Here is a 17,590-nt window from a genome sequence, read left to right on the forward strand (position 1 = left end):
AGCGCAGCGGAACGCTGCTGCGCGGGTTCACCGGCGCCAACCCGTACGAAGCGTGCCGCACCGGGACACACCGGTTGACACGGGGAAGACGGTGAGGTAACGTAGTAAAAGTGCCCGGCGCGGGAGCGGCGGGTGCGACGAACGAAATGCCCCGGGTTGGGGGCTCCACTGGGTGGGGTTTCCGGGCGGTGTGTGGTTGTTCTTTGAGAACTCAACAGGGTGCTTGATAAGCCAGTGCCAAATTGATTTATACCCCGGACTGGCAATCCTTCTTCGGGAGGGTTTGCTGGTTGGGATTCCTTTGGCAACACTTTTTGTTGTCGGGACAGTTTTTCAACAAGTTTTTGTTGGAGAGTTTGATCCTGGCTCAGGACGAACGCTGGCGGCGTGCTTAACACATGCAAGTCGAGCGGAAAGGCCCTTCGGGGTACTCGAGCGGCGAACGGGTGAGTAACACGTGAGCAACCTGCCCTAGGCTTTGGGATAACCCCGGGAAACCGGGGCTAATACCGAATAGAACCTGGCCTCGCATGAGGCTGGGTGGAAAGTTTTTCGGCCTGGGATGGGCTCGCGGCCTATCAGCTTGTTGGTGGGGTGATGGCCTACCAAGGCGACGACGGGTAGCCGGCCTGAGAGGGCGACCGGCCACACTGGGACTGAGACACGGCCCAGACTCCTACGGGAGGCAGCAGTGGGGAATATTGCACAATGGGCGGAAGCCTGATGCAGCGACGCCGCGTGAGGGATGACGGCCTTCGGGTTGTAAACCTCTTTCAGCAGGGACGAAGCGTAAGTGACGGTACCTGCAGAAGAAGCGCCGGCCAACTACGTGCCAGCAGCCGCGGTAAGACGTAGGGCGCGAGCGTTGTCCGGATTTATTGGGCGTAAAGAGCTCGTAGGCGGCTTGTCGCGTCGACTGTGAAAACCCGCAGCTCAACTGCGGGCCTGCAGTCGATACGGGCAGGCTAGAGTTCGGTAGGGGAGACTGGAATTCCTGGTGTAGCGGTGAAATGCGCAGATATCAGGAGGAACACCGGTGGCGAAGGCGGGTCTCTGGGCCGATACTGACGCTGAGGAGCGAAAGCGTGGGGAGCGAACAGGATTAGATACCCTGGTAGTCCACGCTGTAAACGTTGGGCGCTAGGTGTGGGGGGCCTCTCCGGTTCCCTGTGCCGCAGCTAACGCATTAAGCGCCCCGCCTGGGGAGTACGGCCGCAAGGCTAAAACTCAAAGGAATTGACGGGGGCCCGCACAAGCGGCGGAGCATGCGGATTAATTCGATGCAACGCGAAGAACCTTACCTGGGTTTGACATGGCCGCAAAACCGGCAGAGATGTCGGGTCCTTCGGGGGCGGTCACAGGTGGTGCATGGCTGTCGTCAGCTCGTGTCGTGAGATGTTGGGTTAAGTCCCGCAACGAGCGCAACCCTCGTTCGATGTTGCCAGCGCGTTATGGCGGGGACTCATCGAAGACTGCCGGGGTCAACTCGGAGGAAGGTGGGGATGACGTCAAGTCATCATGCCCCTTATGTCCAGGGCTTCACGCATGCTACAATGGCCGGTACAATGGGCTGCGATACCGTGAGGTGGAGCGAATCCCAAAAAGCCGGTCTCAGTTCGGATCGGGGTCTGCAACTCGACCCCGTGAAGTCGGAGTCGCTAGTAATCGCAGATCAGCAACGCTGCGGTGAATACGTTCCCGGGCCTTGTACACACCGCCCGTCACGTCACGAAAGTCGGCAACACCCGAAGCCGGTGGCCCAACCCCTTGTGGGAGGGAGCCGTCGAAGGTGGGGCTGGCGATTGGGACGAAGTCGTAACAAGGTAGCCGTACCGGAAGGTGCGGCTGGATCACCTCCTTTCTAAGGAGCACCTTCACCCGAAAGGGTGCAAGGAGCCCGCGCCATCCGAATGTGGTGGCGGGGTGCTCAATGGCGGAGACACTGGTTAGTCAGATGCCGGCAACGGTCTCGGATGTCTAGTACACGCCCTTCGGGGTGCAGGAACGGCGGAAGTGATGCGGCTGGGGTTTGGCGTAAAGCACCCTGTTGGGTCCTGAAAGAACAACCGGTGGTTGTTTCTTTCGGAGCCTTGAGCGGAGCGTGAGCTTCGCGGGCTGCCAGGCATGGCCTGGCCTCGCATACCGCCGGCGGATCGTCGGGTTTGGTGTGGGGCGGATCGGGTTGTGGGTTGGTCGTTTGTTGAGAATTGCACAGTGGACGCGAGCATCTTTGTGGTCAAGTTGTCAAGGGCGAACGGTGGATGCCTTGGCACCAGGAGCCGATGAAGGACGTGGGAGGCCGCGATAGGCCTGGGGGAGCTGTCAACCAAGCTGTGATCCCAGGGTGTCCGAATGGGGAAACCCGGCACCAGTCATGTGGTGTCACCTGCACCTGAACACATAGGGTGTATGGAGGGAACGCGGGGAAGTGAAACATCTCAGTACCCGCAGGAAGAGAAAACAAATAGTGATTCCGTGAGTAGTGGCGAGCGAAAGCGGATTGAGGCTAAACCGGCTGCGTGTGATACCTGTCAGGGGTTGCGTGGTCGGGGTTGTGGGACCCTGCTCAACAGGCTGACAACTGTTGGAGAAGTTACCAAGTCAGTGGCTAGTCGAACAGTCTGGAATGGCTGACCGTAGACGGTGAAAGTCCGGTAGGTGAAAGTTGCTGACCTTCTGTGGGTGTTCCCGAGTAGCGGCGGACCCCTGAAATCTGCCGTGAATCTGCCAGGACCACCTGGTAAGCCTAAATACTTCCTGGTGACCGATAGCGGACAAGTACCGTGAGGGAATGGTGAAAAGTACCCCGGGAGGGGAGTGAAATAGTACCTGAAACCGTTCGCCTACAATCCGTCGGAGCCTTGCGGGGTGACGGCGTGCCTTTTGAAGAATGAGCCTGCGAGTTAGTGGCACGTGGCGAGGTTAACCCGTGTGGGGGAGCCGTAGCGAAAGCGAGTCTGAATAGGGCGATTCAGTCGCGTGTCCTAGACCCGAAGCGGAGTGATCTAGCCATGGGCAGGCTGAAGCGCGGGTAAGACCGCGTGGAGGGCCGAACCCACCAACGTTGAAAAGTTGGGGGATGACCTGTGGTTAGGGGTGAAAGGCCAATCAAACTCCGTGATAGCTGGTTCTCCCCGAAATGCATTTAGGTGCAGCGTCGCGTGTTTCTTGCCGGAGGTAGAGCACTGGATGGTCTAGGGGGCCCACAAGCTTACCGAAATCAGCCAAACTCCGAATGCCGGTAAGTGAGAGCGCGGCAGTGAGACTGCGGGGGATAAGCTTCGTAGTCGAGAGGGAAACAGCCCAGATCACCAGCTAAGGCCCCTAAGCGTGTGCTAAGTGGAAAAGGATGTGGAGTCGCATAGACAACCAGGAGGTTGGCTTAGAAGCAGCCACCCTTTAAAGAGTGCGTAATAGCTCACTGGTCAAGTGGTTCCGCGCCGACAATGTAGCGGGGCTCAAGCACACCGCCGAAGCTGTGGCATTCACATTTCAACCTCGCTTGGACTTGATTCCTTGTGCAGGTGTGTGGATGGGTAGGGGAGCGTCGTGCCGGGGGTGAAGCAACGGGGTGACCCAGTTGTGGACGCGGCACGAGTGAGAATGCAGGCATGAGTAGCGAAAGAAGGGTGAGAAACCCTTCCGCCGGATGACCAAGGGTTCCAGGGCCAGGCTAATCCGCCCTGGGTGAGTCGGGACCTAAGGCGAGGCCGAGAGGCGTAGTCGATGGACAACGGGTTGATATTCCCGTACCCGCGAAAGAGCGACCCTGACGAACCTCGTTGTGCTAACCACCCGAGCTGTGGGCGGTCTTCGGACCAAACGCGGTGAGCGTGGGAACCTGACGGGTAGTAGTCAAGCGATGGGGTGACGCAGGAAGGTAGCTGAGCCCGGCCGGTGGTTGTGCCGGGGTAAGCGTGTAGGCCGCACCATAGGCAAATCCGTGGTGCACATAGGCTGAGACGTGATGCCGAGCCGATTCAGGTGAAGTCAGTGATCCTATGCTGCCGAGAAAAGCCTCTAGCGAGTTCTTAGCGGCCCGTACCCCAAACCGACACAGGTGGTCAGGTAGAGAATACCGAGGCGATCGGGCGAACTGTGGTTAAGGAACTCGGCAAATTGCCCCCGTAACTTAGGGAGAAGGGGGGCCGGACGCGTGAAGGGACTTGCTCCTGGAGCGTGGTATGGCCGCAGAGAGCAGGGGGAAGCGACTGTTTACTAAAAACACAGGTCCATGCGAAGAAGTAATTCGATGTATATGGACTGACGCCTGCCCGGTGCTGGAACGTTAAGGGGACCTGTTAGCTCTTCGGGGCGAAGCGGAGAACTTAAGCGCCAGTAAACGGCGGTGGTAACTATAACCATCCTAAGGTAGCGAAATTCCTTGTCGGGTAAGTTCCGACCTGCACGAATGGCGTAACGACTTCCCCACTGTCTCAACCACAGGCCCGGCGAAATTGCATTACGAGTAAAGATGCTCGTTACGCGCGGCAGGACGGAAAGACCCCGGGACCTTTACTATAGCTTGACATTGGTATCTGAATTAGCTTGTGTAGGATAGGTGGGAGCCGGTGAAGCTCATACGCCAGTATGGGTGGAGGCAATCTTGAAATACCACTCTGGTTGATTTGGGTATCTAACTTCGGACCGTTATCCGGTTCAGGGACAGTGTCTGGTGGGTAGTTTAACTGGGGCGGTTGCCTCCTAAAGGGTAACGGAGGCGCCCAAAGGTTCCCTCAGCCTGGTTGGCAATCAGGTGTTGAGTGCAAGTGCACAAGGGAGCTTGACTGTGAGACTGACAGGTCGAGCAGGGACGAAAGTCGGGACTAGTGATCCGGCACTGGCATGTGGAAGCGGTGTCGCTCAACGGATAAAAGGTACCCCGGGGATAACAGGCTGATCTTCCCCAAGAGTCCATATCGACGGGATGGTTTGGCACCTCGATGTCGGCTCGTCGCATCCTGGGGCTGTAGCAGGTCCCAAGGGTTGGGCTGTTCGCCCATTAAAGCGGTACGCGAGCTGGGTTTAGAACGTCGTGAGACAGTTCGGTCCCTATCCGCCGTGCGCGTAGGATACTTGAGAAGGGCTGTCCCTAGTACGAGAGGACCGGGACGGACGAACCTCTGGTGTGCCAGTTGTCCCGCCAGGGGCACGGCTGGTTAGCTACGTTCGGAAGGGATAACCGCTGAAAGCATCTAAGCGGGAAGCTCGCTTCAAGATGAGGTATCCCACCCACTTTGTGGGGTAAGGCCCCCAGCTAGACGACTGGGTTGATAGGCCGGAAATGTAAGCCCGGTAACGGGTTCAGTTGACCGGTACTAATAGGCCGAGGACTTGACTACCAAGCTGCTACGCGTCCACTGTGCAACTCCCGACAAACGAACAACACCCCAGCATCGCTGGTTGGTTGGTTGTTTGACATGTCGATAGAGTTACGGCGGTCATGGCGGAGGGGAAACGCCCGGTAACATTCCGAACCCGGAAGCTAAGCCCTCCAGCGCCGATGGTACTGCACTCGGGAGGGTGTGGGAGAGTAGGACACCGCCGGACAATCTTTCCAGATGAGGTCACCCTTCGGGGTGGCCTCATCTGCGTTTCCAGCCCCTCGGCGAGTCGCGCGACGGGGTGGCACACGGCCTTCGGTGAATCCGCCCCGAATGGCCCGTCCCATCTCGTACCGTCGGTGCGGGACCGCCCGCGACGGGTCCCCCGCCTTGGCGGCGGAAAACAGGACGTGGCGTACGCCTCGTCGGCTATCGGGGCGGACCGGTCGGGGTACCTGCTGATGGTTCGGCCGGAACTGACCGCCAGGCGTTGGCGGAGGCAGGAGGCGTCATGAAGATCGGAATTCTGGGGTCGGGTCACGTCGGTGGCACCCTCACCCGTCGGCTGCGCGCGCTGGGGCACGACGTGACCGTGACCAATTCGCGGGGCCCGGAGAGCCTCACCGACCTCGCTGCGGAGACTGGCGCCACGGCCGGCACGCTCGAGGAGACGGTGCAGGGCGCAGAGTTGGTCGTCGTCGCCATTCCGGTGAAGGCCGTGCCGGCGCTGCCGGCGGAGCTGTTCGACGGAAAGCTCGTCGTCGACGCCGACAACTACTACCCCCAGCGGGACGGCGACATCGCCGAGCTGCTCGACCGGAGCCTCAGCTCCAGCCGCTGGACCGCGGAGCACCTGAAGGGCGCCCGGGTCGTGAAGGCGTTCAACAACATCCAGGCGGCGCACCTGATGGACAACGCCGGGCCCGCGGGCTCGCCCGACCGGATCGCCCTGCCGGTGGCCGGTGACGACGCCGGGGCCAAGCAGGTGGTGATGGAGCTGGTGGACGAGCTGGGCTTCGACCCGGTGGACGCCGGCACGCTGGACGAGAGCTGGCGGCAGCAGCCCGACACCCCGGTCTACGGCACCGACCGCGATGCGGACGGCGTACGCCAAGGGCTGGCCGAGGCGCGCCCCTGAGGTCGTATGAGAAGAAGAAGCCCCGCCGGCGATCGAGCCCGGCGGGGCTTCTTCGTGCCTGACCTCGACGGGCGTCAGGCGGGGGGCTTCGGGCCGCAGATGAAGCGGGGCTCGGCCTGGTACGTCCAGCTGAACTTCTCCCGCTTGATCACCTTGCCGTCCTTCGTGATGACCCGGTAGGCGTCCTGGGCGAACCCCGCGCTGCCCGCGGCTTCGATGCAGTCGGGGCCGGGCTCCAGGTAGACCGTCTTCGGCTGGGTGATGTTCCGGCGAGGGCTGTACTCCGTCTTGACGCTGTCGTAGATCTTCGTGCTCCAGATCGACACGGTGATCGTGCTGGAGGTGTACGAGGTGTCGATCAGAACCCCGTGCGGGCTGTTGTTGCGGAACTTGAAGTCCAGAGCGGGGTAGTAGATCGTCGACTCGATCACCGCGGGGTACCGGCTGAAGTAGAACGAGTGCGGCTTGTGCTCCACGTCCTCGAGCCCGGCGTAGTACGTCGCGTTGAACAGGGTTGTGGTGAACTGCGAGACACCGCCGCCGACCCCGGGAACGAGTTTGCCGTCGACAATCGTCGGTGCGTCCTGGTAGCCCTGGTCGTAGCCGCGCTCGCCGGTATGGCCGTTCAGCGAGAACGTCTCGCCCGGCTTCACGATCGTGCCGTCGACGTCCTTGGCGGCCTGCACGATGTTCTGGCTACGGGGCGAGGAGAGGCCGCCCGGGAACCGGGTGGTGAAGGTGGAGACCCGCTCCTTGATGCCCAGCTCGGCCAGCTTCGTCTCGGTCAGCTCCGGCTCGGCCGGCTTGAGCTGGGCGGTGACGGTCCGGCCGTCCGCCTTCGGCAGGACGGCGAGCAGATCGCGGCTGAGTGCCGTGGCGTCCAGCTGCTGGCCGGCCCGACCGGGCACGACCTTGGGCTTGCCGCCGGCGATGGTCAGCCCCGCGTCCTTCGGCGTCACCTCGATCTTGGCGAGCTGGTCCGCTAGCGCGGTGCGCAGCCGCTTCACGTCCACCCGGGGGGCCAGCTTCCCCGACTCGTCGGCCGAGAAGCGCAGGCCGCGGGCGATCGCACTCGGCGGGATGGTGAGCGAGCCCTTGGCGGTGGTCAGGGTGACCGGGGCGGCGACGGCCGGCCTGGCCAGCTCGTCGACCAGCCGGTCCACCTCCTCGCGGGTGGTCGCCGGGTGCTTCTCCACCAGCGGGACGGCGGCCGGCCCGTCGGTGAGCCAGGCCGCCTTCACCGCCTCGGCCGACCGCGGCGGGTCGAGGGTCAGGCTGGGCTTCGGGTAGACCGGCTTCGGCGTGGTGCCGGTGAAGATGATCGCCGGCATCGTCATCTCCCGGCCCTGGCTCCCCACCACCCCGCGGAGCGCGGCGTCGAGCCGGTCGACGTCGACGGTCACCACCGGGTCGACCGAGCGGGAGCCGACGAGGCGGCTGAGCGGATGCGCGTCGGCGGCAGCGGCCGCCGCCACGGTCGCCTCCACGTCCACCGCGAGACCGACGTCGGCCGGCTTGATCTCGGCGGTGCGCTCTCCCACGGTGACCCGGACCGGGGCGCTCAGCTCCGCCGAGCGGCGCTCCAACGCCGCCCGCAGCTCGCGGACCGCGTCCGTCCGGCTGCGGCCGCCGAGTTCGGCGCCGAGCACGGTGGTGCCGCGGGGGACGTCCCCGGCGTACGCGTAGGCGCCGGCGCCCGCCACGGCGGCCAGCACGGCCGCGGTCATCCCCCCGGCGAGCAGGAGTCGTCGCCGGGTGCGGGAGCCGCCGGCGGCCGGGGTGGCCGGTCCCGGCTCGTCGCCCGGCCAGCTCACCGCGGTGACCTGCACCGTGGGCCGGTCGTCGGCGGGTGGGGGTTTTGCACCGTACAGCGTCACAGCTACCTCGATCGGAAGTACCACGTGGGGACGAGTTCCTCCACCCGGAAGACAACTACGGTAACCAACGCTCGACGCGTCCGGGAGTGTCCCGGCCGGGCATCTCCGCGGTCAATGTCGGCCGGTCGGCGCAGGGTGTCGCGACCGTCACCCAGCACCGGTCCCCACGCGCGGGGCGGGCCGTGGGACGGTGTCCGGGTGCGGACCGACGATCGGACCATGGCGTACGGCGGTGGGTGGCTGGACCGGGCGGGGGCGCTGCGGGCCGACCCCGGGTGGATCGCCGCCCGGTTGGCGGACGCGGAGAGCGTGGTGCTGTCGCTCTGGCGGGACCACTGCCTGATCGGGCCGGACCGCACGCCGGTCCGGCGCGGCGTCGCCGACGCCGGGGCACTGCTCGCCGCCGCCGACGAGACGGTCTTCCTCGGCCTGGACGCCGGCGCGGCGGTCTTCGCCGTGGACCTCTCCGCCCGTGCCGAACAGGAGGCGCGGGAGCTGGCGGGGGCGACCGAGGCGGTGGACGTCCGGGCCCTCGTGGGCGGGCTGGGACCGGCCGAGGCGGCGATCCAGGCGTACGCCCGGGGGTTGCTGCACTGGCATCGGGGGCAGCGGTACTGCGGCGGCTGTGGCGCCTCCACGGTGTCCGGCGACGGCGGGCACACCCGTTCCTGCACGGGATCCGGCTGTGGCCGGCTCCTCTTCCCCCGGATCGAGCCGGCGATCATCGTGCTGGTGGAGGCGCCCGGTGAGCCGGACCGCTGTCTGCTGGCCCGACACCGGGGCGCGCCGGAGGGGTCGTGGTCGACGCTGGCCGGCTTCGTCGAGGTGGGCGAGAGCCTCGAGGACGCGGTCTGCCGGGAGATGGCCGAGGAGGCCGGGGTGCGGGTGGTCGACCTGGCGTACCAGGGCTCGCAGGCGTGGCCCTTCCCGGCGGGGCTCATGGTGGGGTTCCGGGCCACCGCGGCCTCGGCGGAGGTGCGGGTGGACGGCGAGGAGCTGCTGGAGGCGCGCTGGTTCACCCGGGACGAGCTGCGGGACCGGATGGCGCGGGGCCGGCCGCTGGGCCGGGTGGACTCGATCGACCACCACCTGCTCGGCTCGTGGCTGACCCGGCGGCGCTGACCGGCCGCCGGTCGTCCATCCACAGTCGCCGGAAGGGTGACAGCGGTATCACCCACAGCGGTTTGTCAGCCCGCCGTTACTGAACTGTGATGTTCGGCCGTGATCGCTACCACAGGTGAAACCCGTGCGCCTTCCTGTCGTAATAGCGATGGTTTGCCCACGCCTCCTTGCTGCCGGCATGTTAACCGTTGGTGACGGTAGGCGATCTTGTTACCACGAGTGTGTTACCGGCCAGTAGCAAGGGGCTTGTGAGGTAGGTCCCTTCGCGAGACCATCCAATCCGCGTACTGCGCACGCCGTCGGCACAACGGCACCGCAGCGCCCCGCAGCTCTCCCGTCCCGAGTCGCAACCCGCGATCGGTGATGACCCCCCGTCGAGGAGGACCTCGTGAGTGAATCGGTAGACCGTCAGCAGACTGGCGGGACCCGGTGGCGTCGTTTCGCCGCGATGATGGTGCCCGCCACCGCCGTCGCCGGCGCCATCGTCTTCGGCATGGCGAACGGCGCCATCGCGGCCTCGTTCGACGTCTCGGGACAGACCTTCAAGGTCGGCGCCTCCAAGCTGGACGGCGACGGCTTCAAGCAGTACGGCGGCATCGCCAAGGAGAAGGACGGCACCATCCACCCGGTGGCCGTCTCCGAGATCTCCACCGCCAAGCTGTACGACCTGTGCCAGTCCGTCAACGCCAGCGTCCCCGGCCTGCCGATCGTGCTGACCATCAACGCCGGTGGCGGCGGCAACCCCGCTCTCGCCGACGGTCTGTTGATCGACATGGACTCCCTCGAGGGCGACGCGACGTTCACCAACATCAACATCGGCCGCGACGCGACCGATCTCAACGCGCACGCCCAGCCGAAGTCCTTCGGCCAGAGCGCCGACAAGGTGGTCATCACCGACCTCAAGCAGGTGGCCCGGTCCACCAGCGCTGGTACCTTCACCCTCACCGGCCTCAAGCTCAAGGTCAACGTGGGCAAGGACGCCAAGGAATGCTTCTGATCTGATGTCGAGGCCCGCGGAGGGCGCCCTCCGCGGGCCTCGCCCATGTCTCACCCCGTCAGCACCGCCAGGAGGAGTACGTGACAACCGCCGAGACGCAGCACGCCCGGTCCGGCCGGTTCGGCCAGGCGTGGCGCGGTTTCCGCCGGTGGCGGCGGGCGCGGCCGTTCTGGGGTGGGTTCTTCACCGCGCTGGCCGGACTGGAGATCTTCGGCACCACGCAGATGAGCCTCAACGGCCTCACCTTCAAGATGGGGCCGACCGGCTTCCTCACCTGGCTGATCCCGGCCATCCTGTTCACCTGCGGGATGCTGATGTGGTTCAGCCCGCCGCAGCGCATCTTCTACGCCGTCGTGGCCGCGGTCACCGCCGTCTACTCCCTGATCGGGGTGAACCTCGGCGGCTTCTTCCTCGGCATGCTGTTCGGCATGGTGGGCAGCGCCCTCGGCTTCGCCTGGGTGCCCGCCCGGACGCCGCCGGCCGCCGTGACCCCGGAGGAGCCGGTCGACGAGGCCGGACCGGTCGACGGTGACGCGGTCGACGAGGACCGGCCCGCGCTCGTCGACGAGCTGCTGCCGCGGCAGCGGGAGGAGGAGGCCACCGGCCCCCTCACCGACGCGCTGCCCGAGCCGCGCAACCCGCTGCGGGAGCCGGCGCCGACGGAGTCGGAGCCCCGAGCGGGCGCCGACACCACCCAGGTGCTGCCGGCGGTCGGCCGCGACGACACCCCGGGATCCGCGCACCGCGACCCGAAGCTGTACGCGATCCTGCTGGTGCTCGCCAGCGTCTCCCTGGCCGGTCTGCTCGCGCTCCGCGGCGAGGAGCCGGCGATCGCCGCCCCGGCGGTCTGCCCGACCGCGACCCCCACCAAGGCCACGCCGAGCCCGACCGTCTCCGCCTCGGCCACCCCGACCCCGACCAAGACCTCGGACGGCAACCTGTTGACCGAGATCGTCGACGGCATCACCAGCCTCTTCACCGGCGGGGACTCCGACGGCGGCACCCAGCCGTCGCCCGCACCGGAGCCGAGCACCGCGGCGGCCGCCCCGGCGGCGGCCGCTGCCGAGCCGGTGGCCACGGAGCCGTCGACCGGCACCACGGGCGCCACGCCCACCGAGAGCACCACCACCAGCGCGGCGCCGAAGCCGAGCGGCAGCTCGTCGGCGCCGGCCGAGCCCGGCGCCGGCAGCCCCACCTGCACCCCGCCGGCGCCGACCAAGCCGAAGCCGGTCGAGGCCGGCAAGCCGCTGCCCCGACTCGCGCCCGAGCCGGGGCAGCCCCGCGTTGCCAACCCCTCCAAGCTCACCGGCTCGAAGACCACCATGACCGGGCTGTGTTTCAAGGGGATCGTCGACCTGCCGCACGGGGACGGCACGCTCAGGGCGCTGAAGTTCACCATGGACCAGGCCGTGACGGATGACTTCGTGCTGCAGGCCGACGGCCCGGCCAACAAGACGATGCGATTCGTGACCGACCGGCTGACCGTGCAGGGCGACGTGGGGTTCTACGCGACCCGGTTCTCCGGGCGGCTGGCCGGCATCAGGATCACCCTCACCCCGGACCTGCCGTTGCCGGACGGCATCCCGGTGTGCTCGCCGCTGCCGATCACCTTCACCGACCCGGTGGTCGACCTGGCGTTCGTCGACAGCAAGACGCTCACCGCCAAGCCGGCGCTCAAGCTCGACCTGGCCTGACCTCGACGGGTACGCGAAACGGCCGGGAGCCGGAGGAGAACCTCCGACTCCCGGCCGTCCGTCGTCTCAGAGCCGGGCCAGCGCCCGGCGCAGCGGGTCGAGGCCGAGCGAGCCCAGGTCGAGCGCCTGGCGGTGGAACTCCTTGAGGTCGAAGTCGGCGCCCTTGCGGGCCTTCGCCTCCTCGCGGGCCTGGAGCCAGATCCGCTCGCCCACCTTGTAGGAGGGGGCCTGCCCGGGCCAGCCCAGGTAGCGGTTCAGCTCGAAGCGCAGGTTCTCGTCCGGCACCCGGCAGTGTGCCCGCATGAACTCCCAGCCCAGCTCCGGCGTCCAACGCTCGCCCGGGTGGAAGCCGAACGGGTTGTCCTTCGGGATCTCCAGCTCCAGGTGCATGCCGATGTCGACGATCACCCGGGCGGCCCGGAAGGCCTGCCCGTCCAGCATGCCGAGCTTGTCGCCCGGGTCCTCCAGGTAGCCCAGGTCGTCCATCAGCCGCTCCGAGTAGAGCGCCCAGCCCTCGCCGTGCCCGGAGACCCAGCAGAGCAGCCGCTGCCACCGGTTGAGCAGCTCGGCCCGGACCGCGGTCTGGGCGACCTGGAGGTGGTGACCCGGCACGCCCTCGTGGTAGACGGTGGTCACCTCCCGCCAGGTGGAGAAGTCGGTGATGCCCTGCGGCACCGCCCACCACATCCGCCCCGGCCGGGAGAAGTCCTCGCTCGGGCCGGTGTAGTAGATCGCGCCGTCGCTGGTCGGGGCGAGGCAGCACTCGATCCGCCGGACCTGCTCGGGGATGTCGAAGTGGGTGCCGTGCAGCTCGCTGATGGCCTTGTCGGCGAGCGCCTGCATCCAGTCCCGGAACGCCTCCTTGCCCTGGATGGTCCGGGCCGGGTCGGCGTCCAGCGCCCGCACGGCGTCATCGACAGTGGCCCCGCGGCCGGCGATGCGACCAGCCACAGTTCGCATCTCGCCCTCCAGGCGGGCCAGCTCCGCGAAGCCCCAGGCGTACGTCTCGTCCAGGTCGACCTTCGCGCCGAGGAAGTACTGCGAGGCCAGCTCGTACCGCTCGCGGCCGGCGGCCTGCTTCTCCCGCCCCTGCGGGGCCAGGTCGGTGCGGAGGAACTCGCCGAACTGGGCGGTCGCCGCGGTGGCGGCCGCGGCGCCCTTGCGCAGCTCGGCGCCGACCGTGCCGTCCGCGCCGAGCCGCTCGACCAGGCCGTGGAAGAAGTTGTCGCCGTCGGGGTCGGTCCAGGTGTCGCACTGCTTGGCGACCTCGACCAGCTGCACCCGGGAGCTGACCTGCCCGGCGGCGGCCGCCTCCCGCAGGGTCGTCTTGTAGCCCTCCAGCGCGCCGGCGAACCGGTTGAGCCGGGCGGCGATGTTCGCCTTGGCGTCGTCGCCCTCGGTCGGCATCAGGTCGAAGACCATGCGGATCTCGTGCAGCCCGCTGGCGATCACGTTGACCTCGCTGGTGGTCTCGCCCGCCTCGTGCCGGGCGAGCTCCAGACCGAGGCGCTCCTGCATCGCCTCCTTGGCGGTCCGCTCCGCCTCCGAGTCCGGTTCGGTCACGTCGAGGTCGGCCAGGGTGCGCCGGGTCAGCTCGGCGCGGGCCGCGTACCCGTCCGGCGACAGGTCGTCGAGCTGGTCGTCGTAGCCGGCAATGCCGACGTAGGTGGCGCCGGTCGGGCTGAGCGGGGCCCAGTCGGTCACGTACCGGTTGGCGAGGTCATCGATTTGTCCCACGGTGCGACCCTACGTGACCCTGGTGCCCCCGTGTCGACCGTGTTTGCCGTGTTCAGGGCGGCAGCTCCGGCCGGTCGCTGTGGCGGTGGCCACGGCGTCCGAAAAGCGCGGGACTTCGTCGTACCCCTCGGGCAGAGTGTCAGGGGTGACCGCCACTACCACTCCTGACCGCGCCGACGTGCGCAGCTGGCTGCCCGGCTTCCTGGCGCTCGCCGCGATCTGGGGCTCGAGCTTCCTGTTCATCAAGGTCGGCATCGAGGAGCTGCACCCGCTGCACCTCACCCTCTACCGGGTCGCCACCGGGGCGCTGACCCTGCTGGTGGTGCTCGCCGTGCTGCGCGACCGGCTGCCCCGCGAGCCCCGGGTCTGGGCGCACCTGTTCGTGGTCGCCGCCTTCGGCGTGGCCGTCCCGTTCACCCTGTTCGGCTTCGGCGAGCAGCGGGTCGAGTCGATGCTCGCCGGCATCTGGAACGCCACCACGCCGCTGATCGTGCTGCCGCTCGCGGTGCTGGTCTTCCGCACCGAGCGGCTGACCGCCCGGCGCGCGGTCGGGCTCGGGCTGGGCTTCCTCGGCGTGCTGGTGGTGCTCGGCGTCTGGGAGGGCGTGGGCGGGGCGCACTTCACCGGCCAGCTCATGTGTCTCGGGGCGGCCGCCTGCTACGGCGTCGCCATCCCGTACCAGAAGAAGTTCATCGCCGGCAGCTCGTACTCCGGTCTCTCGCTCTCCGCCGCTCAGCTGCTGGTCGCCGCGCTCCAACTGGCCGTCGTCGCGCCGCTGGTGGCCGGGGCGCCGCCGATGCCGACCGGGCTCTCCGTCGAGGTGGTGGCGAGCGTGCTGGCACTCGGCGCGCTCGGCACCGGGCTGGCCTTCGTGATCAACCTGCGCAACATCCGGGTGGCCGGGGCGAGCACGGCCTCCACGGTGACCTACCTGATCCCGGTCTTCGCGGTGCTGGTCGGCGCGGTGGTGCTCGACGAGCGGCTGAACTGGCACCAGCCGGTCGGCGCGCTGATCGTGCTCCTCGGCGTCGCGGTCGCCCAGGGCCTGCTCGGCCGCCGGACGCCCACGCCCGTCAGCGCCGGTACGCCGGCCGTGCCCGCCGCCGAGCCGGCCACCCGCTGACCCTTCCGCCGGTCGGCGGGGTGGGCGCCGCGCCGCATCGGCGAGGTGGCCGTGCCCGCCGCTGCCCGGGAGCGCCAGGGTCGGCGGTGGCGGCGGGTCAGCGGCGGGTGCGGGCCCACTTCACCAGGCGGTCGGCCTTCCAGGTGTTGACCACGCGGTCCGCCGGGACGCCGCAGAGCGCCGCGCGCTCGCAGCCGAACTGCTGCCAGTCGAGCTGACCGGGGGCGTGCGCGTCGGTGTTGATCGCGAACCGGCAGCCGGCCTCCAGGGCGCGGCGGATCAGCCGCTTCGGCGGGTCCTGCCGCTCCGGCCGGGAGTTGATCTCGACCGCCACGCCGCGCTCGGCGCAGGCGGCGAAGACCGCGTCCGCGTCGAAGTCGCTCTCGGAGCGGGTACGCGGTCGGTGCGCCCGGTCGCCCGGGCCCGTCACCCCGGCCGGCCGGGACGCCACCATCCGGCCGGTGCAGTGGCCGAGGATGTCCAGGTGCGGGTTGGCGATCGCGGCCAGCATCCGGCGGGTCATCTTCGCCCGCTCGTCGTTCAGCCCGCTGTGCACCGAGCCGACCACCACGTCGAGGCGGGCCAGCAGCTCCTCCTCCTGGTCCAGCGAACCGTCGGCGAGGATGTCCACCTCGATGCCGGTGAGGATGCGGAAGCCCTTCGGCAGCGCGTCGTTGACCGCGGCCACGTGGTCGAGCTGCCGGCGCAGCCGGTCCGCGGTGAGGCCGCGGGCCACCTTGAGCCGGGGCGAGTGGTCGGTCAGCACCAGGTACTCGTGGCCCAGCTCGACCGCCGCGAGCGCCATCTCCTCGATCGGTGACCCGCCGTCGGACCAGTCCGAGTGGGTGTGGCAGTCGCCGCGCAGCGCCTCCCGCAGCGCGGTGGCCGCGGCGTCCAGATCGGTGCCCTCGGTGGCGACCAGCCGGCGCAGGTAGACCGGTTCCTCGCCGGCCAGCGACTCGGCCACGCAGCGGGCGGTGACGTCCCCGACCCCGGAGAGCTCGGTGAGGGTGCCGGCGCGGGCCCGCTCGGCCACCTCCTCCGCCGGCAGCGCGGCCAGGGCCTTGGCCGCCGAGCGGAACGCCCGGACCCGGTAGGTGGCCTCGTTGGCCCGCTCCAGCAGGAACGCGATCCGGCGCAGGTCGGCGATGGGATCCCGGGCACTCATGCCCTGCAACCTACGCGCCCGCGCGAACGGGCGCCGGACGTCGGACGGCGGATGTCGCGAGTGGACCGGGTCAGCCGGCGCCGCTGGTCGTCGTAGGCGCCTTCGGGCAGCCGTGCTTCCGCTGCCACGCCACCACCTCGGCGGCCGGCGCGCGGTTGCCCCGCTCGCGCCACGAGTCCAGGTAGCGGGCCGGCCAGATCACCCCGCGCCGGATCCACCAGTCGTCGTGCCCCCGGCACGCGGGTGAGATGCCGAAGTGCAGGTGGCAGACGTTGTTCGCGTTGCCGGTGTGGCCCACCCGGCCGAGCTGCTGCCCGGCGCGGACGCGTGCCCCGGCGGTGACGCCGGCGGAGATCGCGCTCAGGTGCGAGCCGTAGTAGCGCACCCCGTCGTCGCCGAGCAGCGAGACCGACAGGCCGCCGTTGTACGGCCCCAGCAGGCCCCGCTTGTCGAACCGGTCCACCCGGCTCACCTCGAGGATCCGGCCGTCGGTGACGGCGACGACCGGTTCCCCGCAGTCGGCGAAGATGTCCGTCCCCGGGTACGCGGCGTGCGTCGGGTGGTAGGCGACGTTGTCGGCGCGTACCGGGAAGACGTGCCGCAGGTCGGTGCGGGTGGGCGAGGGCGACGGCGGCCCGGGCGTCGGCGGCGGAGTGGGCGCGGCGGGCTGTCCGGCCGTCGCGACGGCGCTCGGCCCGTCCCACCCGTTCGTCGGCGTCGCGGTGGGACGGGTGCCGGCCGCGCAGCCGGCGGCGAGCGCCGGCGCGAGCAGCAGCAGGACCGGGTACGCCGAACGCGGGCGGCGGCCGATCGATCGCGAGCGCATCCGGTCATCCTGGCAGACCACTACCGTAGGGACGAACGCCGAGACGGCCGCATCGCCGTCCAGGCCCGCCGGCGGTCGCGCTGCGTTACTCCGTACGCCGGGGACGGCACCTACGGTCCGTGAAGGGAGCAGGGGCGATGAACGGGTGGAACGCCGTACCCGCCGAGCCGCGTCCGGGCGCCGGCCACCCGCCGGCACGTACCCCGTCGGGGCTCTTCCCCACCGGGCCGCCGCCCCGGCCCACCTGGCGGGAGCCGTGCCCGGTCACCGGTGCCGGGGTGGCGGTCGGCGGCGCCACGGCCGCGGCCTGGCTGCTCCTGTTCGGCCTGCTCGGCCGCGACGTGCCCGGCTACGCCTGGTGGACGGCGATCGCCGGTGGCCTGGCCTGGCTGGCCGCCCTGGTGCTGGTGCGGTTCGGCGACCGCGGGGTCGCCACGGGGGTCGCGATCGTCACCGCCGGCGGGTGGAGCATCGCCGCCGCGGTCGTCGCGGTCCGCTGGGCGCAGAGCGGGGACTGGCCGCTCTGGTGACCTTCGGTGAGGGCCTGGCTGCGCAGCGAAGACCAGCTTGACGTACGCGCTGTG

Annotated in this window: 10 protein-coding genes and 3 rRNA genes; 9 read left to right on the forward strand and 4 right to left on the reverse strand. The window is 68.4% G+C overall.

All coding sequences use genetic code 11. The annotated features are described in order from the left end of the window. Positions 1-344: 344 nt before the first annotated feature. The 4 genes from GA0070613_RS10120 (at position 345) to GA0070613_RS10135 (ending at position 6,462) form a co-directional block, all read left to right on the forward strand. A 16S ribosomal RNA gene (locus GA0070613_RS10120) occupies positions 345-1,861 on the forward strand. Positions 1,862-2,234: 373 nt separating this feature from the next. Then, a 23S ribosomal RNA gene (locus tag GA0070613_RS10125) occupies positions 2,235-5,342 on the forward strand. A 91-nt stretch (positions 5,343-5,433) separates the two neighbouring features. Beyond that, positions 5,434-5,550: ribosomal RNA gene (rrf, locus tag GA0070613_RS10130) — 5S ribosomal RNA — on the forward strand. The 16S, 23S and 5S rRNA genes sit together here, the layout of an rRNA operon. A 285-nt stretch (positions 5,551-5,835) precedes the next feature. After that, complete coding sequence (locus tag GA0070613_RS10135) at positions 5,836-6,462, forward strand: NADPH-dependent F420 reductase (RefSeq protein ID WP_089012055.1); 627 nt, start codon at positions 5,836-5,838, stop codon at positions 6,460-6,462. A 74-nt stretch (positions 6,463-6,536) separates the two neighbouring features. Here the strand turns inward: GA0070613_RS10135 and GA0070613_RS10140 are convergent, their stop codons facing one another. Then, complete coding sequence (locus GA0070613_RS10140; protein ID WP_089012056.1) at positions 6,537-8,339, reverse strand: VanW family protein; 1,803 nt, start codon at positions 8,337-8,339, stop codon at positions 6,537-6,539. A 198-nt stretch (positions 8,340-8,537) separates the two neighbouring features. Here GA0070613_RS10140 and nudC point away from each other — a divergent pair, with 198 nt between their 5' ends. From nudC to GA0070613_RS10155, 3 genes are all read left to right on the forward strand, one after another. Further along, entirely contained in the window at positions 8,538-9,461 is a 924-nt protein-coding gene (gene nudC, locus GA0070613_RS10145; RefSeq protein ID WP_231929737.1) for an NAD(+) diphosphatase, read from the forward strand. 448 nt (positions 9,462-9,909) lie between these two features. Continuing rightward, positions 9,910-10,458, forward strand: coding sequence for a DUF6230 family protein (locus GA0070613_RS10150; RefSeq protein ID WP_172875974.1), 549 nt, complete (start codon positions 9,910-9,912; stop codon positions 10,456-10,458). Between the two features lie 80 nt (positions 10,459-10,538). Continuing rightward, complete coding sequence (locus GA0070613_RS10155; protein WP_089012058.1) at positions 10,539-12,152, forward strand: DUF6114 domain-containing protein; 1,614 nt, start codon at positions 10,539-10,541, stop codon at positions 12,150-12,152. A gap of 66 nt (positions 12,153-12,218) precedes the next feature. On the opposite strand, the gene GA0070613_RS10160 is transcribed toward GA0070613_RS10155, so the two are convergent. After that, positions 12,219-13,889 (reverse strand): DUF885 domain-containing protein, encoded by a 1,671-nt coding sequence (locus tag GA0070613_RS10160; protein WP_089012059.1) that lies wholly within the window; start codon positions 13,887-13,889, stop codon positions 12,219-12,221. Between the two features lie 145 nt (positions 13,890-14,034). Here GA0070613_RS10160 and GA0070613_RS10165 point away from each other — a divergent pair, with 145 nt between their 5' ends. Continuing rightward, positions 14,035-15,012, forward strand: coding sequence for a DMT family transporter (locus GA0070613_RS10165; RefSeq protein WP_172875782.1), 978 nt, complete (start codon positions 14,035-14,037; stop codon positions 15,010-15,012). A gap of 97 nt (positions 15,013-15,109) precedes the next feature. On the opposite strand, the gene GA0070613_RS10170 is transcribed toward GA0070613_RS10165, so the two are convergent. Continuing rightward, positions 15,110-16,180 (reverse strand): PHP domain-containing protein, encoded by a 1,071-nt coding sequence (locus GA0070613_RS10170; RefSeq protein ID WP_089012060.1) that lies wholly within the window; start codon positions 16,178-16,180, stop codon positions 15,110-15,112. A gap of 70 nt (positions 16,181-16,250) precedes the next feature. Beyond that, positions 16,251-17,006, reverse strand: a complete 756-nt coding sequence (locus GA0070613_RS10175) for a M23 family metallopeptidase (RefSeq protein ID WP_089012061.1) — start codon at positions 17,004-17,006, stop codon at positions 16,251-16,253. Between the two features lie 137 nt (positions 17,007-17,143). On the opposite strand from GA0070613_RS10175, the gene GA0070613_RS10180 reads away from it, so the two are divergent. Next, a complete protein-coding gene (locus GA0070613_RS10180) occupies positions 17,144-17,536 on the forward strand; it encodes a hypothetical protein (protein WP_089012062.1) in 393 nt (130 codons plus the stop codon). The last annotated feature ends 54 nt before the right edge of the window (positions 17,537-17,590 follow it).

Origin of the sequence: Micromonospora inositola, from assembly GCF_900090285.1 — a bacterium.
Classification (GTDB): domain Bacteria; phylum Actinomycetota; class Actinomycetes; order Mycobacteriales; family Micromonosporaceae; genus Micromonospora; species Micromonospora inositola.